Source organism: Streptomyces panacea, assembly GCF_040560175.1.
Taxonomy (GTDB): domain Bacteria; phylum Actinomycetota; class Actinomycetes; order Streptomycetales; family Streptomycetaceae; genus Streptomyces; species Streptomyces panacea.
In genome coordinates this window covers 1-25,824 of record NZ_JARJHW010000026.1, presented here as the reverse complement: position 1 = coordinate 25,824, position 25,824 = coordinate 1, and the positions used below count along the sequence as shown (strand labels likewise).

Here is a 25,824-nt window from a genome sequence, read left to right as displayed (position 1 = left end):
GCCGACGGCACCCCACACCCGCCCACGGCGCGCCTCCCCACCTGCCGTAATCTCCCTGTTACGTGAAGGCGATACGTCATTGCATAAAGCTGCGATGCTACGTATAGTCATGCCATCGACGAGGAGGGCTTCGATGGCAGTACGTGCAGCGGTGGCGGGAGCCAGTGGATATGCCGGCGGGGAAGTGCTCCGGCTGCTCCTGGGGCACCCCGGCGTCGAGATCGGCGCCCTCACCGGGAACTCCAACGCGGGTCAGCTCCTCGGTGCGCTCCAGCCGCACCTCGGGCCCCTGGCCGATCGCGTCCTTGAGCCGACCACCCCCGACGTGCTCGCCGGGCACGACGTGGTCTTTCTCGCGTTGCCGCACGGGCAGTCCGCGGCCGTCGCCGAGCAGCTCGGGGACGACGTTCTCGTCGTCGACATGGGCGCGGACTTCCGGCTGAAGGATGCCGCCGACTGGGAGGCCTTCTACGGCTCCGCCCACGCCGGCACCTGGCCCTACGGCCTCCCCGAACTTCCGGGCAACCGCGCCGCGTTGGAGGGTTCCAGGCGTGTCGCGGTGCCCGGCTGCTACCCGACGGCCGTCTCGCTCGCGCTCTTCCCCGCGTACGGCGCGGGGCTCGTCGAGCCCGAGGCCGTCATCACCGCCGCCACCGGCACGTCCGGCGCGGGCAAGGCCGCCAAGCCGCATCTGCTCGGCTCCGAGGTCATGGGCTCGATGAGCCCGTACGGCGTCGGCGGCGGCCACCGGCACACCCCCGAGATGATCCAGAACCTCAGCGCGGCGGCGGGGGAGCGCGTCGGCGTCTCCTTCACCCCCACCCTCGCGCCCATGTCGCGCGGCATCCTCGCCACCTGCTCCGCCAAGGCGCGGCCGGACGTCACCGCGGCGGACGTACGCGACGCGTACGAGAAGGCCTTCGCCGACGAGCCGTTCCTCCAGCTGCTGCCCGAGGGCCAGTGGCCGGCGACCGCGTCCGTGTACGGCTCCAACGCCGTACAGGTCCAGGTCGTCCTCGACGAGAACGCCCGCCGCGTCATCGCCATCAGCGCCATCGACAACCTCACCAAGGGCACGGCCGGCGGCGCCGTCCAGAGCATGAACATCGCCCTCGGGCTGCCCGAGGAGACCGGGCTCCCCACCACCGGCGTCGCACCGTGAGCCGGCCCCCGCACGGACACGGGACGAACGAGACCACGACCGAGCCGACCAAGGAGATGCAGTGAGCGTCACGGCAGCAGGCGGATTCACGGCGGCGGGCATCACCGCCGGGATCAAGGACAGCGGCACCCCGGACCTGGCCCTCGTGGTCAACACCGGTCCGCGCCGCGCCGCCGCGGGCGTCTTCACCTCCAACCGCGTCAAGGCCGCCCCCGTCCTCTGGTCGGAGCAGGTCGTCAAGGGCGGCCGGATCTCCGCCGTCGTCCTCAACTCCGGTGGCGCCAACGCCTGTACGGGCCCCAAGGGCTTCCAGGACACCCATGCCACCGCCGAGAAGGTCGCGGAGGTCCTCAACTCCACGGCCCCCGGCGCACCGGAAGACGGCCACAGCTCCGGCGAGGTCGCCGTCGCCTCCACCGGGCTCATCGGCATCAACCTCCCGATGGACAAACTCCTGCCCGGCATCGAGAAGGCAGCGGCCGAACTCTCCCCGCACGGCGGCGAGAAGGCCGCCATCGCCATCAAGACCACCGACAGCGTGCACAAGACGGCCGTCGCGGGCGGCGACGGCTGGACCGTCGGCGGTATGGCCAAGGGCGCGGGCATGCTCGCCCCCGGCCTCGCCACCATGCTCGTCGTACTCACCACCGACGCCGACGTCGACAGCGCCGCCCTCGACTCGGCCCTGCGCGCCGCCACCCGCACCACCTTCGACCGGGTCGACTCCGACGGCTGCATGTCCACCAACGACACCGTGCTGCTGCTCGCCTCCGGCGCCTCCCGAGTGACGCCCGGATACGAGGAGTTCGCGGAAGCCGTCCGCACCGTCTGCGACGACCTCGGCCGCCAGCTCATCGGCGACGCCGAAGGCGCCAGCAAGGACATCCGCGTCGAGGTGATCAACGCGGTGACCGAGGACGACGCCGTCGAGGTGGGCCGCTCCATCGCCCGCAACAACCTCCTCAAGTGCGCACTGCACGGCGAGGACCCCAATTGGGGCCGGGTGCTCTCCGCCATCGGCACCACCTCCGCCGCCTTCGACCCCGACCGGCTCAACGTCGCCATCAACGACATCTGGGTCTGCGAGAACGGCTCCGTCGGCGAGGACCGCGACCTCGTCGACATGCGCTTCCGGGAGGTCCGCATCACCGCCGACCTCGCCGCCGGCACCGAGTCGGCCGTCATCTGGACCAACGACCTCACCGCCGACTACGTCCACGAGAACAGCGCGTACAGCTCATGAGCGCGCGCAAGCACACCGCGCTGCCCAAGGCGCAGATCCTCATCGAGGCGCTGCCCTGGCTGACCCGCCACAACGGCAAGGTTGTCGTCATCAAGTTCGGCGGCAACGCCATGGTGGACGAGGACCTCAAGGCCGCCTTCGCCCAGGACGTCGTCTTCCTGCGCCAGGCCGGCCTCAAGCCGGTCGTCGTGCACGGCGGCGGCCCCCAGATCAGCGCGCAGCTCGACCGGCACGGGCTGGTCAGCGAGTTCAAGGCCGGACTGCGGGTCACCACGCCCGAGGCGATGGACGTCGTACGGATGGTGCTCGCCGGCCAGGTCCAGCGCGAGCTCGTCGGGCTGCTCAACCAGCACGGCCCGCTCGCCGTCGGCATGACCGGCGAGGACGCGCACACCATCTCGGCGACCCGGCACCGGCCGCGTATCGACGGCGAGTTGGTCGACATCGGCCGCGTCGGCGAGATCACCGCGATCGACCCGGGTGCCATCGAGGCGCTGCTCGCCGACGGCCGTATCCCGGTCATCTCCTCCATCGCGCGCAGCGCCGACGACGGACACGTCTACAACGTCAACGCCGACACCGCGGCGGCCGCCCTCGCCGCGGCGCTCGGGGCCGAGACCCTGATGGTCCTCACCGACGTCGAGGGCCTGTACGAGGACTGGCCGAACAACGACGACGTGATCAGCAGGCTCACGGCGACCGAGCTGGAGAAGCTTCTGCCCGAGCTGTCCAGCGGCATGGTGCCGAAGATGGAGGGCTGTCTGTTCGCCGTCCGCAACGGGGTCAACACCGCCCGTGTGCTCGACGGCCGCGTACAACACTCGATCCTGCTGGAGATCTTCACCGACGAGGGCATCGGCACGATGGTCGTCCCCGACGGGACCGCAGGCACACCGCAGACCACGGCAGGGGGAGCAGCATGACCGACGACGGCAACCAGGAGCTCACGCGGCGCTGGCAGCACGTGATGGCCGACAACTACGGCACCCCGAAGCTCTCCCTCGTACGCGGCGCCGGCGCCACCGTCTGGGACGCCGACGGCACCGCGTACATCGACTTCGTCGCCGGCATCGCCGTGAACGCCCTCGGCCACGCGCACCCCGCCGTGATCGAGGCGGTCTCCCGGCAGGTCGCCTCCCTCGGGCACGTGTCGAACCTGTACGTGGCCCAGCCGCCCGTCGCCCTCGCCGAACGGCTCATCGACCTCGCCGACCGCCCCGGCCGCGTCTTCTTCTGCAACTCGGGCGCCGAGGCGAACGAAGCCGCGTTCAAGATCGGCCGGCTCACCGGCCGCGGCCACATGGTCGCCACCGACGGCGGCTTCCACGGCCGCACGATGGGCGCGCTCGCGCTCACCGGACAGCAGGCCAAGCGGGAGCCCTTCCTGCCGCTGCCCGGCGATGTCACGCATGTTCCGTACGGAGACGTCGACGCGCTCAGGGCCGCCGTCACCGAGGAGACCGCGCTGCTGATCATCGAGCCGATCCAGGGGGAGAACGGCGTGGTCGTCCCGCCCCGGGGCTATCTCGAAGCGGCCAGGGAGATCACCCGCGCGACGGGCACCCTCCTGGTGCTCGACGAGGTCCAGACGGGGATCGGGCGGACCGGGCACTGGTTCGAGTACCAGGCGCACCAGAGCGTCGAGCCCGACGTCGTCACCCTCGCCAAGGGTCTCGGCGGCGGCCTGCCGCTCGCCGCGACGCTCGCGTTCGGCCCGGCGGCGGACCTGCTCAAGCCCGGTCAGCACGGTACGACCTTCGGCGGCAACCCGGTCGCCTGCGCCGCCGGGCTCGCGGTCCTGGACACGCTCGGCGCGGACGGCGCGCTCGACACGGTGAAGCGGCTGGGGGAGAAGCTGCGCGGCGGAATCGAGGCGCTCGGACACCCGCTGGTCTCCCACGTCCGTGGCGCGGGGCTGCTGCTGGGTATCGTGCTCACCGAGTCGCTCGCGCCACAGGTGCAGCAGGCGGCTCAGGATGCCGGTCTCCTGGTGAACGCGCCCGCTCCCGATGTCGTACGGCTCATGCCACCGCTGATCATCGGCGACGACGATGTGGAAACGTTCCTCCGGGCCCTGCCCGGCATCCTCGACACCGCCCACGGGACCAACGGGGACGGACGAACCGGGGAATGAGACGACGATGACCGAGGCGCAGGCACCCGAGCACAACGGGATCGACACGGACGGCGCGAACGGGACGAGCGGCGCGGCCGAGCACATCGGCCCCTCCGTCCCGCAGACGCGCACGGCGCGGCACCGCCGGATCGTGGACATCCTCAACCGGTTGCCGGTCCGCAGCCAGAGCCAGCTCGCCAAGCTCCTCGCCGACGACGGTCTGAACGTCACCCAGGCGACGCTCTCGCGCGACCTGGACGAACTGGGCGCCGTGAAGATCCGTAACACCGGCGGCGAGCTGATCTACGCGGTCCCCAGCGAGGGCGGCTACCGCACCCCGCACGCCCCGCTCGGCGAGTCGGCGAAGGAGGAGCGGATGCGGCGCCTCTCCGGCGAACTGCTCATCTCCGCCGAGGCCTCCGCCAACCTCGTGGTGCTCCGTACGCCGCCGGGCGCCGCCCAGTTCCTCGCCTCGGCCATCGACCAGGCCGAACTCCGGCCGATCCTCGGCACCATCGCCGGTGACGACACGCTGCTGCTGATCAGCCGCGACCCGGCGGGCGGGCAGGCGCTGGCGGACCATCTGCTGCGGCTGGCCCAGAAGGACAGCTGACCGCGAGGCAGCGCGCCGTCTCAGTAGTTGGTGATCGCCGTACGCCCCGAGGCCGTGCCCACCGCGATGTGCGGTGAGCGCCCGGGGTCGGCCCACGCCAGGATGCGGCTCATCGCGCCCTCCGGCACGGAGACACAACCGGCCGTCGCGCCCTTGCCGTTGACGTGCAGGAAGATTCCGGCGCCCGTGCCGCGCACGGGCCGGTCGTAGTTGAAGCCGATGACCAGGGCGCGGGCGTACTGCGCCCCGTACTCGGTCAGATGCTCGGCCTCCGCCGCGCGGCAGTCGGCGGGTAGGCCCTCGACCCAGCGGTTGTACGCGCGCGAGTCGTTGTCCTGGCACCACCAGGACCGGTCGGTCACGGGGCGGTAGGCGAAACGGGTCCCCGCCGGGGCGGGGAGGATGCCGAAGGCGTACGGCAGGTCGTACAGCCCCGTCGGCGTGGTCGAGGTGCCCTGCTTCCGCTCGGTGCCCCCGACCAGCCCGCCGGCGCCGAACCGCGCGTCCGCCGACCCGGCCGCCACCCAGCGGTCCCCGCGCCGGTCCCACCAGGTGACGCGGCCCGTGGTCGCGCCGGTGTCCGCGGCCTCGGCGGTGATCAGCTGACTGCCGCCACCGGTGTCGGCCATCCGCTCGGGGAGGGGCGCGGAGGTGTCGGCGGTCGCGACGGGGCCCGCCGCGACCGTGGCGACGACGGCGAGGAGGACGGAGCCGAGCGAGAGAAGGGTGCGCATGCTCGGACCGTATGCCGACCGCCGGGCGACGGCCTCTCAAATCCGCCCCCCGCGGCCCCGTCCGCCGGACACGACCTAGACCGAACGAGTGACCTCCGCGGGCTGGTCCGTGCGCGCGGGCAGCGGCAGAGGCAGCGCGGGCAGCCCGTCCAGGCTCACGCCCACGTGCTCCTTCTTCTCGCAGTACGCCGCGAACTCCTCGTCCGACTTCCTGGCGAAGTGGCGCGCGTGCTGGGTGCGCTCCTCCCGGTACTCCAGGAAGGGGACGGCGAATCCGCAGGAGTCGCTGATCCGTACCGCGCCGACCAGGATGATCGCCCGCGCGCTCGGCCCGTCCGCGTCCGCGAAGCGTGCGATGTACTCCGCCCAGCGCGGGTCGTCCCGGAACACCGGCTCCCCGCGCCCGTGCACCCGCAGGATCTTCGGCGGGCCGTCGAACGCGCACCACATCAGGGTGATGCGGCCGTTCTCGCGCAGGTGCGCGATGGTCTCCGCGCCGCTGCCGCCGAAGTCGAGATAGGCGAGCGTCGACTCGTCCAGCACGACGAGACTGCCCGCGCGGCCCTTGGGCGAGACATTGACATGACCGTCGTCGGCGCGTGGGGCCGTTGCGGTGAAGAAGACGGGCTGTTCCTCGATGAACGTACGTATGCGGCTGTCGATCCGTTCGTAGAGCTTTCCCATGACATCTATTGTCGGCGCCGACAATCGCGCGCGTCGAGATGTTTCCGAGGGACGGGACGCATGACGGAGAAGACGAAGCCCCCGCACGAGGTACGGGTCCGACGGGTCTACGAGGCGGCCGGGCCGGACGACGGGACGCGGCTGCTGGTCGACCGGCTCTGGCCGCGCGGGCTCGCCAAGACCGACGCCGTGTTCGACGACTGGCTGAAGGACGCGGCCCCCTCGGCCGCGCTGCGGAAGTGGTACGGGCACGATCCGGGGAAATACGCGGAGTTCGGGGACCGCTACCGCGTCGAGCTGGCGGAACCCGGATCGCCCGCCGCGGCGGCCCTCGAACGCCTGCGGGCACTGGCCGCCGAGGACACGCTCACCCTGCTCACGGCCACCAGGGATCTGGAGCACAGCCACCCCCTGGTGCTGGCGGCGGAGGTCACGGAGAGCGCCGGGGGGACCACTCAGGGGCCGCATTGACAAAACATACGGTGCACTGCATAGTTATACCCATCAGCGTATGCACCGTAAGGAGAAACCCGTGACCGAGCGCGTCGTACTCGCCTACTCGGGAGGCCTGGACACCTCCGTCGCCATCGGCTGGATCGCCGAGGAGACGGGCGCCGAGGTCATCGCCGTCGCCGTGGATGTCGGTCAGGGCGGCGAGGACCTGGACGTCATCCGCAAGCGCGCTCTCGCCTGCGGTGCCGTCGAGGCCGAGGTCGCCGACGCCAAGGACGAGTTCGCCGACGAGTACTGCCTCCCGGCGATCAAGGCCAACGCGCTGTACATGGACCGCTACCCGCTGGTCTCGGCGCTCTCCCGGCCGACGATCGTCAAGCACCTCGTGGCCGCCGCCAGGAAGCACGGCGCCGACACCGTCGCCCACGGCTGCACCGGCAAGGGCAACGACCAGGTCCGCTTCGAGGCCGGCATCGTCGCCCTCGCCCCCGAGCTGAAGTGCATCGCCCCGGTCCGCGACTACGCGATGACCCGTGACAAGGCGATCGCCTTCTGCGAGGAGAAGGACCTCCCGATCGCGACCACCAAGAAGTCCCCGTACTCCATCGACCAGAACGTCTTCGGACGGGCCGTCGAGACGGGCTTCCTGGAGGACATCTGGAACGGTCCGATCGAGGACATCTACGAGTACACCTCCAACCCGGCGGAGCACCGCGAGGCCGACGAGGTCGTCATCTCCTTCAAGGAGGGCGTCCCGGTCGCCATCGACGGCAAGCCGGTCTCGGTCCTCCAGGCGATCCAGCAGCTCAACGAGCGGGCCGGCGGCCAGGGCATCGGCCGGATCGACATGGTCGAGGACCGGCTCGTGGGCATCAAGTCCCGTGAGGTGTACGAGGCCCCGGGCGCGATCGCGCTGATCACCGCCCACCAGGAGCTGGAGAACGTCACCGTCGAGCGCGAACTGGCCCGCTACAAGCGGCAGGTCGAGCAGCGGTGGGGCGAGATGGTCTACGACGGTCTGTGGTTCTCCCCGCTGAAGCGGGCCCTGGACGGCTTCATCAACGAGGCCAACCAGCACGTCACCGGCGACATCCGGATGACGCTGCACGGCGGCCGCGCCGTCGTCACCGGCCGACGCTCGGACGAGTCGCTGTACGACTTCAACCTGGCGACGTACGACTCGGGCGACACGTTCGACCAGTCCAAGGCGCAGGGCTTCATCGAGCTGTTCGGCCTCTCGGCGAAGATCGCGGCGAAGCGCGACCAGGCGTAGTCTCCCCGTTTCGCACCTTCCCGAAAGTCCTCAATCGCGGGACGGGCTCGACACGAGCCCGTCCCGCGAACTCAAGGAGCAACCCAGCGTGAGCAGCAACACCGGTGACGTCCGGCTCTGGGGCGGCCGTTTCGCCGACGGCCCCGCCGAGGCCCTGGCCAAGCTGTCGGCGTCCGTGCACTTCGACTGGCGCCTCGCGCCGTACGACATCGCGGGCTCCCGCGCGCACGCGCGCGTGCTCAGCAAGGCCGGCCTCCTCGACGAGGAGGAGCTGGACCGGATGCTCGCCGGTCTCGACCGACTGGAGGCCGCCGTCACCGACGGTTCCTTCACCGGGACCGTCGCCGACGAGGACGTCCACACCGCCCTGGAACGCGGCCTCCTCGAACAGCTCGGCGCGGACCTCGGCGGCAAGCTGCGCGCCGGCCGGTCCCGTAACGACCAGGTCGCCACCCTCTTCAAGATGTATCTGCGGGACCACGCACGGATCATCGGCGCTCTGATCGCCGAACTCCAGGACGCGCTCGTCGGACTCGCCGAGGCGCACCCGGACGTGGCCATGCCGGGCCGTACGCATCTCCAGCACGCCCAGCCGGTGCTCTTCGCCCACCATGTGCTGGCGCACGTGCAGTCCCTGTCGCGGGACGCGGAGCGCCTGCGGCAGTGGGACGAGCGGACGGCGGTCTCGCCGTACGGCTCCGGCGCGCTGGCCGGCTCGTCGCTGGGTCTCGACCCGGAGGCGGTCGCGGCGGACCTCGGCTTCGAGCACGGCTCGGCCGCCAACTCGATCGACGGCACGGCCGCACGGGACTTCGCCGCCGAGTTCGCCTTCATCACCGCGATGATCGGGGTGAATCTCTCGCGGATCGCCGAAGAGATCATCATCTGGAACACGAAGGAGTTCTCCTTCGTCACGCTGCACGACGCGTTCTCCACCGGCTCGTCGATCATGCCGCAGAAGAAGAACCCGGACATCGCCGAGCTGGCGCGCGGCAAGTCGGGCCGGCTGATCGGCAATCTGACGGGGCTGATGGCCACGCTCAAGGCGCTGCCGCTCGCGTACAACCGCGATCTCCAGGAGGACAAGGAGCCGGTCTTCGACTCCTGCGACCAACTGGAGGTCCTGCTCCCCGCGTTCACCGGCATGATGGCGACGCTCACGGTCAACCGGGAGCGGATGGCGGAGCTGGCCCCCGCCGGGTTCTCGCTCGCCACCGACATCGCCGAGTGGCTGGTCAGGCAGGGTGTGCCGTTCCGTGTCGCGCACGAGGTCGCGGGCGAGTGCGTGAAGGTGTGCGAGAAGCAGGGGATCGAGCTGGACGAGCTGACGGACGACCAGTTCGCCTCGATCTCCGGGCATCTGACGCCGGAGGTCCGCACCGTCCTCGATGTCTCCGGCGCGCTGGCGTCCCGTGACGGGCGCGGCGGTACGGCGCCTTCGGCGGTCGCCGTCCAGCTCGCCGAGGTGAAGACGGACCTGGCGCTCCAGCACGCGTGGGCGACGGCGAAGAAGTAGCCGGAACGAAAATGCCGGGCGACCGCGGAAGCGGACGCCCGGCACTTTCATGACCGGATGGGATCAACCCAGCGACGAGATCGCCTGGTTGAACGTCTTCGACGGCCGCATCACGGCCTCCGCCTTGGCCGGGTCGGGCTGGTAGTAGCCGCCGATGTCGACCGGCGCCCCCTGCACGGCGAGCAGTTCGGCCACGATCGTCTGCTCCTGCTCGGCCAGCGTCCCGGCGAGCGCCGCGAACGCGCCGGCGAGCTGCGCGTCCTCGGTCTGCCCGGCCAGCTCCTGCGCCCAGTAGAGCGCCAGGTAGAAGTGGCTGCCGCGGTTGTCGATGCCGCCGACCTTGCGGCTGGGCGACTTGTTCTCGCTCAGGAACGACCCGGTGGCGCGGTCGAGCGTGTCGGCGAGCACCTGGGCGCGCGCGTTGCCCGTCGTGGTCGCCAGGTGCTCGAAGCTGACGGCCAGCGCGAGGAACTCGCCCAGGCTGTCCCAGCGGAGGTAGTCCTCCTTGACGAGCTGCTGCACGTGCTTCGGCGCCGAGCCGCCCGCGCCCGTCTCGAAGAGCCCGCCGCCGTTGATGAGCGGCACGACCGAGAGCATCTTGGCGCTCGTGCCGAGCTCCAGGATCGGGAAGAGGTCGGTCAGGTAGTCACGCAGGACGTTGCCGGTCACCGAGATGGTGTCCTCGCCGCGCCGGATGCGCTCCAGCGAGAACGCGATCGCCTCGACGGGCGTCATGATCTCGATCCGCAGACCGTCGGTGTCGTGCTCGGGCAGGTACGCGTTCACCTTGGCGATCAGGTTGGCGTCGTGCGCGCGGCCCTCGTCCAGCCAGAACACGGCCGGGTCCCCGGTGGCGCGGGCGCGGCTGACGGCCAGCTTGACCCAGTCCCGGATCGGCACGTCCTTGGTCTGGCACATGCGGAAGACGTCGCCGGCGCTGACCGTCTGCTCCAGTACGGCGTTGCCCGCCGTGTCCACGACGCGCACCGTGCCGGTGGCGGCGATCTCGAAGGTCTTGTCGTGGCTGCCGTACTCCTCGGCCGCCTGCGCCATCAGACCGACGTTGGACACCGAGCCCATGGTCGACGGGTCGTAGGCGCCGTGGGCGCGACAGTCGTCGATGACGACCTGGTAGATGCCCGCGTAGCTGCTGTCGGGGATGACCGCGAGCGTGTCGGCCTCGCCGCCGTCCGGGCCCCACATGTGGCCGGAGGTGCGGATCATGGCCGGCATGGACGCGTCGACGATGACATCGCTCGGCACGTGCAGGTTGGTGACGCCCTTGTCGGAGTCGACCATCGCCAGCGCCGGACCCTCGGCCAGCTCGGCCGTGAAGGACTGGGCGATCTTCGATCCCTCGGGCAGCGACTGAAGGCCCTTGAGGATGCCGCCGAGACCGTCGTTCGGGCTCAGACCGGCCGCGGCGAGCGCGTGGCCGTGCTCCGCGAACGTCTTGGGGAAGAAGGCGCGCACCGTGTGACCGAAGATGATCGGGTCGGAGACCTTCATCATCGTGGCCTTGAGGTGCACCGAGAACAGCACGTCCTCGGCCTTGGCACGGGCGATCTGCGCCGTGAGGAACTCACGCAGCGCGGCGACGCGCATCGCCGACACGTCCACGACCTCGCCGGCCAGCACGGGCACCGACTCGCGCAGGACGGTGGTGTTCCCGTCGTCGCCCACCAGCTCGATCCGCAGTGAGCCGTCCTCGGCGATCACGGCGGACTTCTCGGTGGAGCGGAAGTCGTCGGCGTCCATGTGCGCGACGTTCGTCTTCGAGTCGGCCGTCCAGGCGCCCATCCGGTGCGGGTGCGCCTTGGCGTAGTTCTTCACCGAGGCGGGGGCGCGGCGGTCCGAGTTGCCCTCGCGCAGCACCGGGTTCACGGCGCTGCCCTTGACCTTGTCGTAGCGCGCCCGTACGTCCTTGTCCTCGTCGGACTTCGGGTCGTCCGGGTAGTCGGGCAGCGCGTAACCCTGCTGCTGAAGCTCCGTGATCGCCGCCTTGAGCTGCGGGATCGACGCCGAGATGTTCGGCAGCTTGATGATGTTCGCCTCGGGCGTCTTGGCCAGGGCGCCGAGCTCCGCGAGCGCGTCATCGATCCGCTGTTCCGCTTCGAGGCGGTCGGCGAAACCGGCGATGATCCGTCCCGCCAGCGAGATGTCACGGCGCTCCACCGTGACCCCGGCCGTCGAGGCATAGGCCTCGACCACAGGCAGGAATGAGTAGGTGGCCAAGGCCGGGGCCTCGTCGGTGTGCGTGTAAATGATGGTCGAGTCTGTCACCGGGTGCTCCGCTCCACGTCTGCAACATTGCTCGACATCAAGATATCTCGTTGCCGGGCCACGCTCGACAGTGGCCCGTGGTGAGTGCCACTCGTATCGGATGAGACATCAACGTCTCATTTGGGCTACGGTTGTCTCATGACAGTCGATCGTGACCAGGTGCTGCGTACGGCCGCGGCACTCCTCACCCGCAAGGCCACCGCCACCATGGACGAGGTCGCCCGGGCCTCCGGCATCGGCCGGGCCACCCTGCACCGGCACTTCGCGGGACGTGACGCTCTGGTCAAGGCGCTGGAGGAGCTGGGTATCCGGGAGTTCGAGGCGGCGCTCGACGCGGCCCGTACGGACGAGGGCCCCGCGAGCGACGCGCTGCGCAGACTCGTCACCGAGGTCGAGCCCGCCGCCGGGCTCCTGGCCTTCCTCGTCACGGAGAACCAGCTCTTCGAGGGCGAGGTGAACGAGGGCTGGGACCGGCTCGACGCCCGGGTCGCCGGACTCTTCCGGCGCGGACAGGAGCAGGGCGAGTTCCGCATCGACCTGCCCCCCGCCTGGCTCACCGAGGCGTTCTACGGACTCGTCGGCGCATGCGCGTGGTCCGTCCAGGACGGACGGGTCGCCGCGAAGGACTTCCAGTACATGATCGCCGAGTTGCTGCTCGGCGGAGCACGACGGAGCGTGGAGCGATGATCGGCACCGACCTGCGGGCGACGGAGACGGACCCCCGGCGCAGCCCGGGGCGCTGGCTCGCCCTGTCCGTACTCGTCCTGGCCGTGCTGCTGGTGGCGGTCGACGCCACGGTCCTCGGGCTCGCCACACCGTTCCTGAGTGAGAACCTCAAGCCGTCCGGCACCCAACTGCTGTGGATCGGTGACATCTACTCGTTCGTCATCGCCGGCCTGCTCGTCTCCATGGGCAGTCTCGGCGACCGGATCGGCCGGAAGAAGCTGCTGCTGACGGGCGCCGTCGCCTTCGGTGCCGTCTCCGTACTCAACGCGTACGCGACCAGCCCGGAGATGATGATCGTCGCGCGGGCGCTGCTGGGTGTCGCCGGCGCGACGCTGATGCCCTCCACGCTGGCCCTGATCCGCAACATCTTCCACGACCCCAAGGAGCGCAGCCTCGCCATCGGCATCTGGGGCGCCGCGGCGTCGGCGGGCGCGGCCATGGGCCCGGTCGTCGGCGGATTCCTGCTGGAGCACTTCTGGTGGGGCTCGGTCTTCCTGATCAACCTGCCCGTCATGGCGGTCCTCGTCGTCGTCGGCGTGAAACTCCTGCCCGAGTCGAAGAACCCCGCGCCCGGCCCCTGGGACCTGCAGAGCGTGCTGCTGTCCCTCGTCGGGATCGTCGGTGTCGTGTACGCCATCAAGGAAGCCGCCGCGCACGGGCTGCGCTGGGACATCGCCGCCGCGGCGGTGCTCGGCGTCGCCGCGCTCGTGCGCTTCGTCCGCCGGCAGCTCAGGATCCGCCATCCGCTGCTCGACATGCGGCTGTTCAGGAACCGCGGCTTCTCCGGAGCCGTACTCGCCGACCTGCTGACCATCCTCGGCCTGTCCGGGCTCATCTTCTTCCTGTCGCAGTATCTGCAACTCGTCCAGGGACGCGGGCCGTTGGAGGCGGGAGTGGCCGAACTGCCCGCCGCCGTGGGCGCCGTGACGGCGGGCCTGCTCGCCGGCCGGGCGGCCCGGCGGTTCTCGGTACGGCTGGTGGTGGCGGGCGGCCTCGCCGGTGTCGGCCTGGCGACCGCCTCACTCGTCGTCCTGACCGAGAACACCGGCTACCCGATGCTCGGCGCCGTGCTGCTGGTCGTCGGCGTCGGCGCGGGATTCTCCTTCACGGTGACGGCCGACGTGATCCTCTCCGGCGTCCCCAAGGAACAGGCGGGCGCGGCGTCGGCGGTGTCGGAGACGGCGTACGAGCTGGGCGCCGCGCTCGGCATCGCGCTCCTCGGCTCGATCGTCACGGGCGTCTACCGGGGCTTCCCCACCCCGGCGGAGGTACCCGCCGAGACGGCGGCCGCCGCACACGAGTCACTGGGCGGCGCGGTGGAGGCGGCACGCGTCATCCCCGGTCAGCAGAGCGCGGAACTGGTCGCCGCGGCACAGGAGGCCTTCGTCGACGGCCTGCGCATCGCGGCGGGCGCGGGGGCGGCGGTGCTGCTCGCGGCATCGGTGGTGGCGTGGTTCCTGCTCCGAGGCCAGAAGCTGGAGGACGGCTCGGAGGACGGCTCGGAGGACGAACTGAAGCAGCTGGTGGACGCCGGGCACTAGGTCGTGTCTTCGAAGTCTCGCCTGGCCCGTTTCCACCGGACAGGCCCAGTGCCGACGCCCGCACTCCCCGGACGGGGGCGTGGGCTCGGCCGGTGCCGACGGGCTCAGGCCGCCTTCGCCTTGGTGGCGTACATGTCCACGTACTCCTGCCCGCCGAGCCGCATGACCTCCGTCATCACGGAGTCGGTCACCGCCCGCAGCACATAGCGGTCGCGGCCCATGCCGTCGTACCGCGAGAACTCCATCGGCGCGCCGAAGCGGACCGTCACCTTGCTCGGCCGCGGCATGCCCGCCCCGTTCGGCTGGATCTTGTCCGTGCCGATCATCGCGAAGGGGATCACCGGCGCGCCGGTCATCAGCGTGAGCCGCGCGATGCCCGTACGGCCCCGGTACAGCCGGCCGTCGGGGGAGCGCGTGCCCTCCGGGTAGATGCCGAACATATGACCGTCCTCCAGCACCCGGCGGCCGGTCATCAGCGCCGCGACACCGCCGCGCCCGCCGTCACGGTCCACCGGGATCATGCCGCAGCCGGTGAAGAACCAGGCCATCAGCCGGCCCTTGAGCCCCTTGCCGGTGACGTACTCGTCCTTGCCGATGAAGAAGACCTGACGGCTGCCGCAGACGAGCGGCAGGATCATCGAGTCGATGAACGTCAGGTGATTGCCGGCGAGGATCACCGGTCCGGTCCCCGGAATGTTCTCGGCGCCCTCCACCCGTGGCCGGAACATCAGACGCAAGATCGGTCCGAGCACTGCCTTGACGAGCGCAAAGCGGGACAACGGGGTCCTCCGGTTGGTGAGCGATCGTATCGAGCCGACTAACTCGTCGCAGGTGAGGACGATACTCGCGGGTCGGGCCCTCGCGCACATCGGGTTCATCGATCCGATACGCAGTGTTGACACGAGTTTCCGGTGTGTTCGCGCCAGGTCTGCCCCGCGTAAGAGGTGACTGCCTACGATCAAGCCCTCGCTTGACAGGTGCGGGACAGCACATGGACATCACATGAAGGAGCGTTCATGACACAGGGTGCGCGGAACATCCCGGGACGACGGACCGTGCTGGGAGCGGCGGTGCTCGGCTCGGCCGCACTCGGTCTTTCCGCAGGCGCGGCCGGTACGGCGCAGGCGGCGCAGGCCGACGCGCGCGGGGGCCACCACCGCCCGCCGCACAAGGGCCTGCCGGTGCCGACGATCGTCGGACACCGCGGCGCCAGTGGCTACCGGCCCGAGCACACCCTCGGTTCGTACCAGCTCGCGCTCGACCTCGGCGCCCACGTGATCGAGCAGGACCTCGTGCCGACCAAGGACGGTCATCTCGTCTGCCGTCACGAGAACGACATCACGGCGACCACGGACGTCGCCGACCACCCGGAGTTCGCCGGGCGCAAGGCGACCAAGAGTGTCGACGGGGTCAGCCTCACCGGCTGGTTCACCGAGGACTTCACCCTCGCCGAGCTGAAGACGCTGCGCGCCAAGGAGCGCATCCCGCAGCAGCGTCAGCACAGCACCCTCTACAACGGCCGCTGGGAGATCCCCACCTTCGAAGAGGTGCTGCGCTGGGCCGACGAGGAGGGCCGCCGCCGGGGCGAGCCCGTATGGCTGTACGTCGAGACGAAGCACCCCACCTACTTCCGGGGTCTGGGCCTCGGCCTGGAGGAGCGGCTCGCGAAGCTGCTGCGCCGGTACGGCAGGGACCGTCGCGACTCGCCGCTCTTCCTCCAGTCCTTCGAGCCCACCAGCATGCAGCGCATGGCCAAGCTGGTCTCGACCCCGCGCGTCGTGCTGTTCGACGCCGCGAACACGCAGCCGTGGGACTTCAAGCAGTCCGGCGACCCGCGTTTCGTCGCCGACCTGATCACGCCCGAGGGGCTGAAGTGGATCGCGTCCTTCGCGCAGGGCATCGGCCCCTGGGTGGACCTGATCATTCCGAAGGACAAGACCGGCAAGCTGGGTGAGCCGACCACGCTGGTGCGTGACGCCCACGCCAAGGGCCTGATCCTGCACCCGTACACGATGCGCAACGAGAACAGCTTCCTGCCAGCCGACTTCCGGATCGGTACGGATCCCAACGCGTACGGCGACGCCTTCGGCGCCTTCAAGGCCTACTTCGCGCAGGGCATCGACGGCATCTTCACCGACAACCCGGACACGGGTCTGCTGGCGGCCGCCGACTTCAACAAGGACTGAGTCCGGCAGCGAGACATCGGTCCGTGCCCCGGTCGGCAGGTCGCCCGCCGGGGCACAACCGGTCGCCGGGGTCGCCGGGTTGGGCATCGGACCGCGGAACGTACACCTGGCCCCCGCCCGGCCCCGCGGCTGGGATGTTGTCGCCCGACCACCCCAATCTCCGCGAAATCACAGGAGAGTCGGGTATCTCACAGGGTGGTTTGGAGCCATGGCGTTCCCCGAGCCTGTGATGCCTGGGCAAAATGCTCACCACAGAGGTTGCAGCTCCTGAACTCCGGGGAAAGGAGCGGTAGACAACCGGCGGCAGCAGGTGAGCGGGAGGCATGCACACATGGGCATGAGCGTGACCATCTCAGCAGCGAACGCGCAGGACGCGGAACACATCCTCAAGCTGCAGTACCTGTGTTACCAGAGCGAGGCCGAGCTCTACGGTGACTACACCATCGAACCGCTGACCCAGACCCTCGACGACCTCAAGGACGAGATCGCCCGCGGCCACGCTCTGGTGGCCAGGCTCGGCGGCGAAGTCGTGGCCTCCGTGCGGGGCGTCATCGACACCGAGGGCACGGCCAGGATCGGCAAGCTCATCGTCCATCCGCGGATGCGGCACCACGGTCTCGGCGGCCGGCTGCTCGACGCGATAGAGGGGAGCTTCGCCGGAGCCGAGGCGGCCAAGCGCTTCCAACTCTTCACCGGCCATCGCAGCGAGGGCAATCTGCGGCTGTACAGGAGCAAGGGGTACGTGCCGGTGGCGAGGGAGACGGCCGGACCCGGTCTCACGCTCGTGACGCTGGAGAAGGAAGCGGCCACCGAGGCGTTCGCCGCCAGCGCCTGACGGTCAACCCGCCCCAGAGCTCAAACCCTCAACCCAACCCTCGGCCGACCGACCCGCCGACCGCTCAACTCCGTCGGGACCTGCGCAGCCACAACATCCCCGTGATCGGCAGCAACACGGGAATGAAGAGATACCCCCAGCCGAATCCGGACCAGACCGTCGCGTCGGGAAAGGCGGAGGGGTCCACGATCGTCCAGGTCCCGACGGTGAGCACGCCGAGAAGTTCGCCGCCGCAGCACACCAGCGCCGCCTTCCGGGCCGTCTCGCCGCCGCGTACGAGCGTGTAGGTGATGAACACGTACACGACGGCGGCGACGCCCGAGAGCGCGTACGCCAGCGGTGCCCGGTCGAATTTGGTGGAGATCTCGAAGGCGGTCCGCGACACCGCGCCGACCGACATCACCCCGTACAGCCAGACGAGCAGCAGTCCGGGCCCCTGGACCAGCATGGTCCGCCCGGCGGGCCGCTCGGCGGTGCCCGCGTCCGCCCCGGTGCCCGCGTCCGCCCCTGTCCCGGTCTCCACCACGGTCAGCCTCCCCAGATGTCGTACAGACGCACTTCGAGTACGGCGAGGACGACGGCGCCCGCGGCGACCGTCGCCGAGCCCCAGCGGGTCCGCTCGGCCAGGGACAGGAATCCGGCCGCCGGTACGGAGGCGAACGCGCCGATCAGATACGAGACGAAGATCACCGAACTCTCGGCCGGGTCCTCGCCACGCGCCAACTGAACGATCCCGACGACCAGTTGGGCGAACGCCAGCACCGTGACCACGGCCATGCCGACGAAGTGCCAGTCCTTGGTGGGCTGGTCCCGGTACGCGGCGAGACCGCACCAGGCGGCGAGGACGAGAGAGGCCACGGAGACCACGACCGTCAGGGCGACAAGCATGACGACGAGAGTATTACGGCCCGAAAAGCCCGGTGCGATCGCCCCTGTGGGCGGCGGCCCGCCGACCGCGGCACCAGGACCGCCCCGACCGTGGCCTTGGCCACAGCCCGCGACCGCGTCCGACCGTGCCCGACCGCGCCCGGCCGGGCGCCGACATCCCCGCCGACGCCCTCACGCCCGCATTCATGCAGGTCAGAGAGGTGAATCCGGAGATCGATGTCGTCTTCCGATCCCGCCACCGCCGCTCCCGGCGGGCCCGGGAGGTGTATCCGCTATTCGGACAACCGACCGAAGCGTGGATATACGTCTGCTTTACTTACCGACATGACCACGACGAGCAGCCGCATCCTTGCGACCGAGGCGATCACGACGCCCGGTGCTCGCTGTCTGTGTCGAATGTGCGCCCACTGAGGGCCCCTGCCTGAGTCTCGCGCCCCGAAGCGAGGCCCGACAGAAGCGACGCCACATCCGTGGTCACGTCTCGTAGCTCCCGTACGTCCCTGACACACGCCCGGCCATGAGGCCGCAGTGAGTCGACGTGCCGCGCCGCGCCGCGCCCTGTCGGACCGCCCGAATCCCCGTGTCCCGCCCGGCCGCCGCGCCGCGCACCCGACAGTGACGGAAACCCCCTGTGATCACCACTACGGGCCTGACCAAGGTCTACCGGTCCGGCCGGTCGCGCGGCCATGAGATCACCGCGCTGGACGGCGTCGACCTGCACGTACGCGAGGGCGAGGTCTTCGGAGTCGTCGGCCGCAGCGGCGCCGGGAAGTCCTCGCTCATCCGCTGCGTCAACCTCCTCGAACGGCCCACCGCCGGCACCGTGACCGTTGACGGGACCGACCTGACCGCGCTCGCCGGGCGCGGCCGACGGGCCGGCAAGGAGTTGCGCCGCGCGCGCAGCTCCATCGGCATGGTCTTCCAGCACTTCAACCTGCTGTCGTCGCGCACCGTCCAGGACAACATCGAACTGCCGCTGGAGATCCTCGGCCACTCCGGCCAGGAACGCTCCCGCCGGGCACTCGAACTGCTCGACCTCGTCGGCCTCGCCGACAAAGCCAAGGTCTACCCGGCCCAGCTCTCCGGCGGCCAGAAGCAGCGCGTCGGTATCGCCCGCGCCCTCGCGGGCGAGCCGAAGGTGCTGCTCTCGGACGAGGCGACCAGCGCGCTCGACCCCGAGACCACCCGCTCGATCCTGCGACTTCTGCGCGACATCAACCAGCAGCTCGGCCTCACCATCCTGCTGATCACGCACGAGATGGAGGTCGTCAAGACGATCTGCGACTCCGCCGCGCTCATGGAGAACGGCCGGATCACCGAGTCCGGCACGGTCGGCGGGCTGCTCGCCACCCCCGGCTCCCTGCTGGCGCGCGAGCTGTTCCCGGTGGACGGCGCCGGAACCGGACCCGGCAGCACGGTCGTCGACGTGACGTTCCACGGCGACGCGGCCACCCGGCCGGTCATCTCCCAGCTGTCGCGCACCTACAACATCGACATCTCGATCCTCGGCGCGGCGATGGACACCGTCGGGGGCCGCCAGATCGGCCGGATGCGCATCGAACTGCCGGGCCCCTTCGAGGAGAACGTCGTGCCCGTCGGCTTCCTGCGCGAGCAAGGGCTCCAGGTCGAGGTCGTGGAAGCGGTAGAAGACCCCGACGGCCCCGACGGCCCCGACGGCCCCGAAGGCACCGAAGGCGCCGACGCCGCCGGGCAGCCCGCCGCGCTCACCAAGGAAGGTGCGAAGTGACCTGGTCCGAAATGCAGCCGCTGCTCAGCCAGGGGACGCTCGACACCCTCTACATGGTGCTGTGGTCGGCGCTGGTCACCGTCGTCGGCGGACTGCCGCTCGGCGTCCTCCTCGTCCTCACCGACAAGGGCGGCCTGCTCCAGAACGCCCCTGTCAACAAGGTCGTGGGCGTGATCGTGAACATCGGCCGCTCGCTGCCCTTCATCATCCTGCTGATCGCGCTGATCCCCTTCACCACCTTCGTCGTCGGCACCTTCATCGGCCCCACCGCGATGATCGTGCCGCTCGCCATCGGCGCGATCCCCTTCTTCGCCCGGCTCGTCGAGACGGCGATACGGGAGGTCGACCACGGCCTGGTCGAAGCCGTCCAGTCCATGGGCGGCTCCATCCCCACCATCGTCCGCAAGGTGCTGCTCCCGCAGGCCCTGCCGTCGATCGTCTCGGGCACGACCACCACCGTCATCGCGCTCATCGGCTACTCGGCCATGGCGGGCGCGGTCGGCGGCGAAGGTCTCGGCTCCAAGGCCGTCACGTACGGATTCCAGCGGTTCGAGAACGGCTTCATGATCGCCACGGTCGTCGTGCTGATCCTCATCGTCACCGTGATCCAGCTGATCGGCGACCTCGCCGTACGGCTGCTGACCCGCCGGACCCGAACGGCCTAGGCCCCGTCCGCCGGCCACCCAGATGTCCCACCGGCCCGCACTCCTTGTCCGGGCCCGACCACCGAACACCGGAAAGAGGCACTCTTCGTGCGCACTCACCTCAAGATCGCGGCCGCCGCCGCCACCACCGCCCTCGCCATCGGCCTGAGCGCCTGCGGCACCTCGTCCGACCCCGCCGAGAAGTCCGCGGGCGGCGCCAAGGCCGACGAGTCCAAGCCCCTGCTCGTCGCCGCGTCCCCGACGCCGCACGCCGACATCCTGAACTTCATCAAGGACGAACTGGCGGCGGACGCCGGACTCAAGCTCGACGTCAAGGAGTTCACGGACTACGTCCTGCCGAACACCGCCACCGAGAGCGGCGAGGTCGACGCCAACTACTTCCAGAACAAGCCGTACCTCGATGATTTCAACAAGAAGAACGACACCCACATCGTTCCGGTCATCAATGTCCACCTGGAGCCGCTCGCCCTCTACTCCAAGACGGTCAAGGACCTGAGCGCGCTCAATTCCGGTCAGACCGTGGCGATTCCCAACGACACCGTCAACGAGGGCCGGGCCCTGAAGCTCCTCGCCGACAACGATGTGATCACCCTCGCGGACGGCGTCGAGGGCACCGGCACCCTGGCCGACATCAAGGACGCCAAGGGCCTGAAGTTCAAGGAGCTGGAGGCCGCCACCCTGCCCCGCGCCCTGAACGACGTGGACGCCGCCGTCATCAACGGCAACTACGCCATCGAGGCCGACCTCAACCCGGCCGCCGACTCCCTGGCCCTGGAGAAGACCGAGGGCAACCCGTACGCCAACTTCCTCGCCGTCAAGGAGGGCAACGAGAAGGACCCGCGCGTGCTGAAGCTCGCGAAGCTCCTCAACTCGCCCGAGGTGGAGAAGTACATCAAGGACACCTACAAGAACGGCGCGGTCCTGCCCGCCTTCGGCCCGCCCGCGTAATTTGTCCGCGCAACCCGGCCGTCGATCCGGTACGAGCCCCGCACACCCCGGCCGTGTGCGGGGCTCCCCCGATGCTGCATGCTGTGCATTTACGACGGACTGAGGCATGGAGCTGAGCATGACTACCACCTTTCCGGACGTCTCCATCAGCACCGAGCGGCTGGTGCTGCGCCCGTTCGAGGCCGCGGACATCCCGGCGCACATCGAGATGATGAACGACGAACCGGTCATCGCGTGGACGTCGGCACCGCACCCGTACACCACCCAGGACGCCGAGGAGTGGGTGAGCAGAATCGCTCCCGCGGAACGCACCGAGGGGCGCGGACTGGTCCTCGCCGTCACCGAGTTCCTGACCCAGCGCCTCGTCGGCCTCGCGCGTCTCCAGCACATCAACTGGCGCGCCCGCTCGACGGAGATCTCCTACGTCACCGCCCCCTGGGCGCGCGGCGAGGGCTACGCCACCGAGTCGGTGCTCGCCGTCGCGCAGTGGCTGTTCCGCGACCAGAGCTTCGAACGCATCGAGTTGCGCACCGCCGCCGACAACACGGCCGCCCAGCAGGTCGCGCAGAAGGCCGGCTGTATCAGCGAGGGTGTCCTGCGCAACGCGTGGATAGCGCGAACGCAGACGGAGACCGGCGGCTGGATCGACATCCGCACCGACCTCATCGTCTGGAGCCTGCTGCCCGAAGACCTCGAAGGCGTCGCCGAGCAGATGGCGGACGCGGGCGGCTACGCGTCCTTCACCGACTGGAACTGAACCCCGGCGGTCCCGTGGCCCCCGGAGCGCCGGAACCCCAGGCCCCCCGGCCCGCCCTCGGCAGACGGCGCGGCGGCCGACGGGTACCCTCACACGCACCGCCCCGGTGCGGCCCCCTCACGGCACAACCGATCCGCCGCCGCTCCGGCCTGCGACGAATCAATCCGCGCCCATACGACCTGACGACCTCTGGGGAGACTGACGACGATGGCCGACCGCGTCACGGTGATCGGCTGGGACGGCTCGCCCCTCGCGCCCGCGGCCACGTCCGCCCTCGCCGCCGCCACCCTGGTGGCCGGTGCCGCCCACCATCTCGCCCTGCCGGAAATACCGCCGGACGCCGAACGAATCCGCCTCGGCAGCGTCGACCTCGCCGCCCGCAGGATCGCCGGACACCGGGGCAGCGCCGTCGTACTCGCCGACGGCGACCCGGGCTTCTTCGGCGTCGTACGCACCCTGCGCGCCCCCGAGCACGGCCTTGAGGTCGAGGTCGTACCCGCGGTCTCCGCCGTGGCCGCCGCCTTCGCCCGCGCCGGAATGCCCTGGGACGACGCGCAGGTGGTGGTCGCCCAGCAGCGCACACTGCGTCGCGCCGTCAACGTGTGCCGGGCGCACACCAAAGTCGCCGTCCTCACCTCCCCGGGCGCCGGGCCCGCCGAACTCGCCCTGCTGCTCCAGGGAGTGCACCGCACCTTCGTCATCTGCGAGGAGCTGGGCACCGACCGCGAACAGGTCACCGTCCTCACCTCCGACAAGGCCGCCGACCACGTCTGGCGCGACCCCAACGTCGTCATCGTCGTCGGCGGCATCGGCACCGCGCCCGCCCGCACCGGCGGCTGGATCGCGGGCCACGACCCCGAGTACCCGCCCGCCGTGCGGGGTTGGGCACTGCCCTCCGAGGAGTACGGCATCGACCTCGACGAGGGCGAGTCGACCTGGCTGCGCGCGGCCCAACTCGCCCGGCTGGGCGCCCGTACCGGCGACCTCGTCTGGGACATCGGTTCCGGCAGCGGCGCACTCGCCGCCGAGGCGGGGCGCTTCGGCGCGGCCGTGATCGCCGTCGACGCCGAACCGGGGGCCTGCGCGAGCACGGCCGCCGCCGCCCGTCGCGCCGGCGTACAACTGGAAGTCGTGGAAGGCCGTGCGCCCCACGTGCTGGAAAACCTGCCCGAGCCCGACGTCGTACGCATCGGCGGCGGGGGAGTGGACGTCGTCATCGCCTGCGCCGACCGCAGGCCCGCGCGCATCGTGACCCACGCGGCGACACGGGACGAGGCCGAGGTCATCTGCACCGCGCTCCGCGAGGGCGGCTACGTCGTGGAATGCGTCCTGCTCCAGTCCGTCGAGATGGACACCGGGGCCTGGTCGGAGCGCGAACGCTCCGTGGTTTTCCTCGTCTCGGGGAGCCGGCCGGACCGCGCCCCCTGACCCCGTTGTCAGAGGCGCGGGGTAGGCTGACCGATCGTTGTACCGCAGCCGGTCGTTCGTCGCTTCGTTCGTCAATGTCCGGAAAAGGGGGTCGTTTTGGACCCTCATGTGGTACGGCTGCACCGGGGGACGCGCAACGTGGCGCAGCCCACAGTTGGCCGCCGCAGATCACCGCGTGTTGGCCGCGAACGGCCGCGAGAATACGTGAGGGTCGCGGCTCGGTTCGTGCCGCGCGGCGCCCACGCTCGTTGACACTGACGGGCGCCGGACGCGCCGTCGAATCGGGCGCCCCGGTCGAAGGGCCGAAGGAGCACAACCAATGGGCGAGGGGTACGCATGACTGACACCGGCCAGGTCCCGGGCGAGGGACAGCCGGAGAACGCAGGCATGGCGGAGCAGCCGGGCGACCCCGCTGCCGGCTCCTACGCCTACCTGGGCCCCTCCGACAGTGCTCCCGAGGACGACGACCTTCTGCTGATGCCGAGTTCACAGGGCGCGTGGGGCGATCCGCAGCCGGCGCCGCCGGAGCCGCTCGCGCCCGTCGCTCATTCAGTGCCCGTGCCCGAGCCTGTCGCCGCGGCCCAGATCCCGCAGCAGATGGGCCAGGCCGAATTCGCGCCGCAGCAGCCGCAGTCGCAGCTCGCGACGTACTCGCAGCCGGAGGCGCGGCCCGCGCCGGGGTCCGACTCGCTCGGGCACGGCCAGGTGTCGTACCAGACCCAGGCGCCCCCGGAGTTCCAGCCGGTGCCCGGCCCCGAGGGTCTGCCTGAGTATCCGGCGCCGGACGTGGCCCACATGCAGATGCAGATGCGGCCGATGGAGCCGACGCCGTCCGCGCCGCCCGTGGCGCAGCAGGCCGAGTTCGCGGTGGCGCCGGAGGCGTACGCCCCGGTGGAGACCCCGGCTTCGGAGGCCGTGGCGCAACCGGCCCCGGAGTTGTCCCAGGAGGCCGTCCGAGAGGCACCGCGGGAAGTGCCGCAGGGAGTCGCCGAGGCGACCGCGCCGCCGGCGGCGGAAGCGCCCGCGCCCGTGACCGAACCGGGCGCGCACGAAACCGGTGGCCGCGACTCGGGCTCGGTCGACCTCGGGGCCGTACGGGTCCCGACCGCCACGCCCACACCGACGCCGCCTCCCGCGCGCCGACCGCTGCACCTGGGCCCGCCGATGCCCGACTCCACGGGTGGCGTGGTGCGTTCGCTCGCCGACCGTGGTCCCACGAGTACGCCGCCGACCCCGGTTCGCGTACGGACACAGGGGCCGCCCACGGTCGGCCCCGAGTATCTGGACATCCCGCGCGAGGAGGCCGCGGCGCTGCCGGGGCCGCAGCTCGGCGCGATTCCCGTGCGGGGCGCGGACCCGTGGGCGTCGCTGCCGCCGCAGTCCGAGACGCCGGTGACGGAGGCCGCGGTCGCGGTCGCCGTTGCCGTTGCTGTTGCCGAGGTGGCGGAACCGCAGGTGGTGGCGGAGGAAGCCGTCCCCGAGCCCTCCGCGGAAACGGTCGTCCCTGATTTCGGACCGGAGTTCGCCCCTGAGCCGGTGGTGGAGCCCGAGCCCGAGCCGGAGCCCGTGCCGGTTCAGGAAGCCGCGGCGGAGCCGGAGCCCGAACCGGCGCCCGACCCTGTGCTCGACGCGGTGGCCGAGCCGACTCCCGAGCCGACTCCCGAGCCGGTCGCCGAGGAACTCGTGGCGGAGCCCACGCCTGAGCCCGTGCCCGAATCCGTGCCCGAATCCGTCGTGGTCGCGGCCGAGTCCCCGGTCATCGAGCCGGTCGAGGCCGAGGAGAAGCGCGAGCCGATAGCGCTGCCCGGCGCGGACCCCGCACCGTCCGCCCCGGCCGAGCCGTCGCCGACCGCCGAGGCCCAGCCCGAGCCCGAGCCGGTACACGCGGAGCCCGAGCCGGTACACGCGGAGCCCGAGCCCGTACCGGTCGCGGCGGCGGCGGAGGAGCACGAGCCGGAGCCCGCCCCAGAACCCGCACCGGCCCCCGCACCCGAACCGGTAGCCGCAGCGGTCCCCGTCGCGGCCC

General features: G+C 70.7%; 23 protein-coding genes and 1 pseudogene. 18 read left to right on the top strand and 6 right to left on the bottom strand.

Translation table 11 applies throughout. The features are described from left to right. The first annotated feature begins 133 nt into the window (after window positions 1-133). The 5 genes from argC (at window position 134) to P3L51_RS09475 (ending at window position 5,134) form a co-directional block, all read left to right on the top strand. Window positions 134-1,162 (top strand): N-acetyl-gamma-glutamyl-phosphate reductase, encoded by a 1,029-nt coding sequence (argC, locus tag P3L51_RS09495; protein WP_354604665.1) that lies wholly within the window; start codon window positions 134-136, stop codon window positions 1,160-1,162. A gap of 61 nt (window positions 1,163-1,223) precedes the next feature. Continuing rightward, window positions 1,224-2,405: a bifunctional glutamate N-acetyltransferase/amino-acid acetyltransferase ArgJ gene (argJ, locus tag P3L51_RS09490; RefSeq protein WP_354604664.1), complete on the top strand. Its 1,182-nt coding sequence runs from the start codon at window positions 1,224-1,226 to the stop codon at window positions 2,403-2,405. Then, the gene (gene argB / locus P3L51_RS09485; protein ID WP_354604663.1) at window positions 2,402-3,328 is read left to right on the top strand and encodes an acetylglutamate kinase; all 927 of its coding nucleotides are present in this window, start codon (window positions 2,402-2,404) and stop codon (window positions 3,326-3,328) included. The genes argJ and argB overlap by 4 nt, the downstream gene beginning before the upstream one ends. Then, window positions 3,325-4,539 carry an acetylornithine transaminase gene (locus tag P3L51_RS09480; RefSeq protein ID WP_354604662.1) on the top strand — a complete coding sequence of 405 codons (1,215 nt, stop codon included), beginning with the start codon at window positions 3,325-3,327 and terminating at the stop codon, window positions 4,537-4,539. Before argB ends, P3L51_RS09480 begins: the two co-directional genes overlap by 4 nt. 7 nt (window positions 4,540-4,546) lie before the next feature. Then, window positions 4,547-5,134, top strand: coding sequence for an arginine repressor (locus P3L51_RS09475; protein WP_354604661.1), 588 nt, complete (start codon window positions 4,547-4,549; stop codon window positions 5,132-5,134). Between the two features lie 20 nt (window positions 5,135-5,154). On the opposite strand, the gene P3L51_RS09470 is transcribed toward P3L51_RS09475, so the two are convergent. Both P3L51_RS09470 and P3L51_RS09465 read right to left on the bottom strand, forming a co-directional pair. Beyond that, window positions 5,155-5,868 carry a L,D-transpeptidase family protein gene (locus P3L51_RS09470; RefSeq protein ID WP_354604660.1) on the bottom strand — a complete coding sequence of 238 codons (714 nt, stop codon included), beginning with the start codon at window positions 5,866-5,868 and terminating at the stop codon, window positions 5,155-5,157. Window positions 5,869-5,943: 75 nt separating this feature from the next. Beyond that, the gene (locus P3L51_RS09465) at window positions 5,944-6,552 is read right to left on the bottom strand and encodes a pyridoxamine 5'-phosphate oxidase family protein (protein WP_354604659.1); all 609 of its coding nucleotides are present in this window, start codon (window positions 6,550-6,552) and stop codon (window positions 5,944-5,946) included. Window positions 6,553-6,612: 60 nt separating this feature from the next. Between P3L51_RS09465 and P3L51_RS09460 the strand changes: the two genes are divergently transcribed. From P3L51_RS09460 to argH, 3 genes are all read left to right on the top strand, one after another. Continuing rightward, complete coding sequence (locus tag P3L51_RS09460; protein WP_354604658.1) at window positions 6,613-7,023, top strand: DUF488 domain-containing protein; 411 nt, start codon at window positions 6,613-6,615, stop codon at window positions 7,021-7,023. Between the two features lie 61 nt (window positions 7,024-7,084). Next, window positions 7,085-8,278, top strand: a complete 1,194-nt coding sequence (locus P3L51_RS09455) for an argininosuccinate synthase (protein ID WP_354604657.1) — start codon at window positions 7,085-7,087, stop codon at window positions 8,276-8,278. Between the two features lie 88 nt (window positions 8,279-8,366). Then, a complete protein-coding gene (gene argH / locus P3L51_RS09450; protein ID WP_354604656.1) occupies window positions 8,367-9,794 on the top strand; it encodes an argininosuccinate lyase in 1,428 nt (475 codons plus the stop codon). 63 nt (window positions 9,795-9,857) lie between these two features. On the opposite strand, the gene P3L51_RS09445 is transcribed toward argH, so the two are convergent. Beyond that, the gene (locus P3L51_RS09445) at window positions 9,858-12,077 is read right to left on the bottom strand and encodes an NADP-dependent isocitrate dehydrogenase (RefSeq protein WP_354604655.1); all 2,220 of its coding nucleotides are present in this window, start codon (window positions 12,075-12,077) and stop codon (window positions 9,858-9,860) included. A gap of 138 nt (window positions 12,078-12,215) precedes the next feature. Between P3L51_RS09445 and P3L51_RS09440 the strand changes: the two genes are divergently transcribed. Next, a complete protein-coding gene (locus P3L51_RS09440) occupies window positions 12,216-12,764 on the top strand; it encodes a TetR/AcrR family transcriptional regulator (RefSeq protein ID WP_354604654.1) in 549 nt (182 codons plus the stop codon). After that, on the top strand, window positions 12,761-14,344 hold the full coding sequence (locus tag P3L51_RS09435; protein WP_354604653.1) for an MFS transporter: 1,584 nt from the start codon (window positions 12,761-12,763) through the stop codon (window positions 14,342-14,344). The genes P3L51_RS09440 and P3L51_RS09435 overlap by 4 nt, the downstream gene beginning before the upstream one ends. 104 nt (window positions 14,345-14,448) lie before the next feature. Here P3L51_RS09435 and P3L51_RS09430 read toward each other — a convergent pair whose 3' ends face one another. Next, window positions 14,449-15,072 carry a lysophospholipid acyltransferase family protein gene (locus P3L51_RS09430; protein ID WP_435594415.1) on the bottom strand — a complete coding sequence of 208 codons (624 nt, stop codon included), beginning with the start codon at window positions 15,070-15,072 and terminating at the stop codon, window positions 14,449-14,451. Window positions 15,073-15,360: 288 nt separating this feature from the next. Here P3L51_RS09430 and P3L51_RS09425 point away from each other — a divergent pair, with 288 nt between their 5' ends. Together P3L51_RS09425 and P3L51_RS09420 are read left to right on the top strand one after the other, a co-directional pair. After that, window positions 15,361-16,530, top strand: a complete 1,170-nt coding sequence (locus P3L51_RS09425) for a glycerophosphodiester phosphodiesterase (RefSeq protein ID WP_354604651.1) — start codon at window positions 15,361-15,363, stop codon at window positions 16,528-16,530. A gap of 331 nt (window positions 16,531-16,861) precedes the next feature. Then, entirely contained in the window at window positions 16,862-17,365 is a 504-nt protein-coding gene (locus tag P3L51_RS09420) for a GNAT family N-acetyltransferase (RefSeq protein ID WP_354604650.1), read from the top strand. A gap of 64 nt (window positions 17,366-17,429) precedes the next feature. Here P3L51_RS09420 and P3L51_RS09415 read toward each other — a convergent pair whose 3' ends face one another. Continuing rightward, on the bottom strand, window positions 17,430-17,813 hold the full coding sequence (locus tag P3L51_RS09415; protein WP_354604689.1) for a hypothetical protein: 384 nt from the start codon (window positions 17,811-17,813) through the stop codon (window positions 17,430-17,432). A gap of 80 nt (window positions 17,814-17,893) precedes the next feature. Further along, on the bottom strand, window positions 17,894-18,253 hold the full coding sequence (locus P3L51_RS09410) for a hypothetical protein (protein WP_354604649.1): 360 nt from the start codon (window positions 18,251-18,253) through the stop codon (window positions 17,894-17,896). A 631-nt stretch (window positions 18,254-18,884) separates the two neighbouring features. On the opposite strand from P3L51_RS09410, the gene P3L51_RS09405 reads away from it, so the two are divergent. The 6 genes and pseudogenes from P3L51_RS09405 to P3L51_RS09380 form a co-directional block, all read left to right on the top strand. Next, on the top strand, window positions 18,885-20,000 hold the full coding sequence (locus P3L51_RS09405) for a methionine ABC transporter ATP-binding protein (RefSeq protein WP_354604648.1): 1,116 nt from the start codon (window positions 18,885-18,887) through the stop codon (window positions 19,998-20,000). Further along, complete coding sequence (locus P3L51_RS09400) at window positions 19,997-20,665, top strand: methionine ABC transporter permease (RefSeq protein ID WP_354604647.1); 669 nt, start codon at window positions 19,997-19,999, stop codon at window positions 20,663-20,665. The genes P3L51_RS09405 and P3L51_RS09400 overlap by 4 nt, the downstream gene beginning before the upstream one ends. Before the next feature lie 87 nt (window positions 20,666-20,752). Next, complete coding sequence (locus tag P3L51_RS09395; RefSeq protein ID WP_354604646.1) at window positions 20,753-21,613, top strand: MetQ/NlpA family ABC transporter substrate-binding protein; 861 nt, start codon at window positions 20,753-20,755, stop codon at window positions 21,611-21,613. A 118-nt stretch (window positions 21,614-21,731) separates the two neighbouring features. Next, the gene (locus tag P3L51_RS09390) at window positions 21,732-22,370 is read left to right on the top strand and encodes a GNAT family N-acetyltransferase (RefSeq protein WP_354604645.1); all 639 of its coding nucleotides are present in this window, start codon (window positions 21,732-21,734) and stop codon (window positions 22,368-22,370) included. 207 nt (window positions 22,371-22,577) lie between these two features. Continuing rightward, the gene (gene cbiE / locus P3L51_RS09385; RefSeq protein ID WP_354604644.1) at window positions 22,578-23,798 is read left to right on the top strand and encodes a precorrin-6y C5,15-methyltransferase (decarboxylating) subunit CbiE; all 1,221 of its coding nucleotides are present in this window, start codon (window positions 22,578-22,580) and stop codon (window positions 23,796-23,798) included. A 336-nt stretch (window positions 23,799-24,134) separates the two neighbouring features. Next, window positions 24,135-25,824, top strand: a pseudogene (locus P3L51_RS09380) (hypothetical protein); the annotation flags it as partial.

Excerpts from the sequence above, each read along its gene's own strand:
- argB (WP_354604663.1), top strand. The coding sequence starts at position 2,402 with ATGAGCGCGCGCAAGCACACCGCGCTGCCCAAGGCGCAGATCCTCATC.
- P3L51_RS09470 (WP_354604660.1), bottom strand. The coding sequence starts at position 5,868 with ATGCGCACCCTTCTCTCGCTCGGCTCCGTCCTCCTCGCCGTCGTCGCC.
- P3L51_RS09435 (WP_354604653.1), top strand. The coding sequence starts at position 12,761 with ATGATCGGCACCGACCTGCGGGCGACGGAGACGGACCCCCGGCGCAGC.
- P3L51_RS09420 (WP_354604650.1), top strand. The coding sequence starts at position 16,862 with ATGGGCATGAGCGTGACCATCTCAGCAGCGAACGCGCAGGACGCGGAA.
- P3L51_RS09430 (WP_435594415.1), bottom strand. The coding sequence starts at position 15,072 with ATGTTCCGGCCACGGGTGGAGGGCGCCGAGAACATTCCGGGGACCGGA.
- P3L51_RS09390 (WP_354604645.1), top strand. The coding sequence starts at position 21,732 with ATGACTACCACCTTTCCGGACGTCTCCATCAGCACCGAGCGGCTGGTG.
- P3L51_RS09440 (WP_354604654.1), top strand. The coding sequence starts at position 12,216 with ATGACAGTCGATCGTGACCAGGTGCTGCGTACGGCCGCGGCACTCCTC.
- P3L51_RS09460 (WP_354604658.1), top strand. The coding sequence starts at position 6,613 with ATGACGGAGAAGACGAAGCCCCCGCACGAGGTACGGGTCCGACGGGTC.
- cbiE (WP_354604644.1), top strand. The coding sequence starts at position 22,578 with ATGGCCGACCGCGTCACGGTGATCGGCTGGGACGGCTCGCCCCTCGCG.
- argC (WP_354604665.1), top strand. The coding sequence starts at position 134 with ATGGCAGTACGTGCAGCGGTGGCGGGAGCCAGTGGATATGCCGGCGGG.
- P3L51_RS09410 (WP_354604649.1), bottom strand. The coding sequence starts at position 18,253 with ATGCTTGTCGCCCTGACGGTCGTGGTCTCCGTGGCCTCTCTCGTCCTC.
- P3L51_RS09465 (WP_354604659.1), bottom strand. The coding sequence starts at position 6,552 with ATGGGAAAGCTCTACGAACGGATCGACAGCCGCATACGTACGTTCATC.
- P3L51_RS09480 (WP_354604662.1), top strand. The coding sequence starts at position 3,325 with ATGACCGACGACGGCAACCAGGAGCTCACGCGGCGCTGGCAGCACGTG.
- P3L51_RS09415 (WP_354604689.1), bottom strand. The coding sequence starts at position 17,813 with ATGCTGGTCCAGGGGCCCGGACTGCTGCTCGTCTGGCTGTACGGGGTG.
- P3L51_RS09475 (WP_354604661.1), top strand. The coding sequence starts at position 4,547 with ATGACCGAGGCGCAGGCACCCGAGCACAACGGGATCGACACGGACGGC.
- P3L51_RS09425 (WP_354604651.1), top strand. The coding sequence starts at position 15,361 with ATGACACAGGGTGCGCGGAACATCCCGGGACGACGGACCGTGCTGGGA.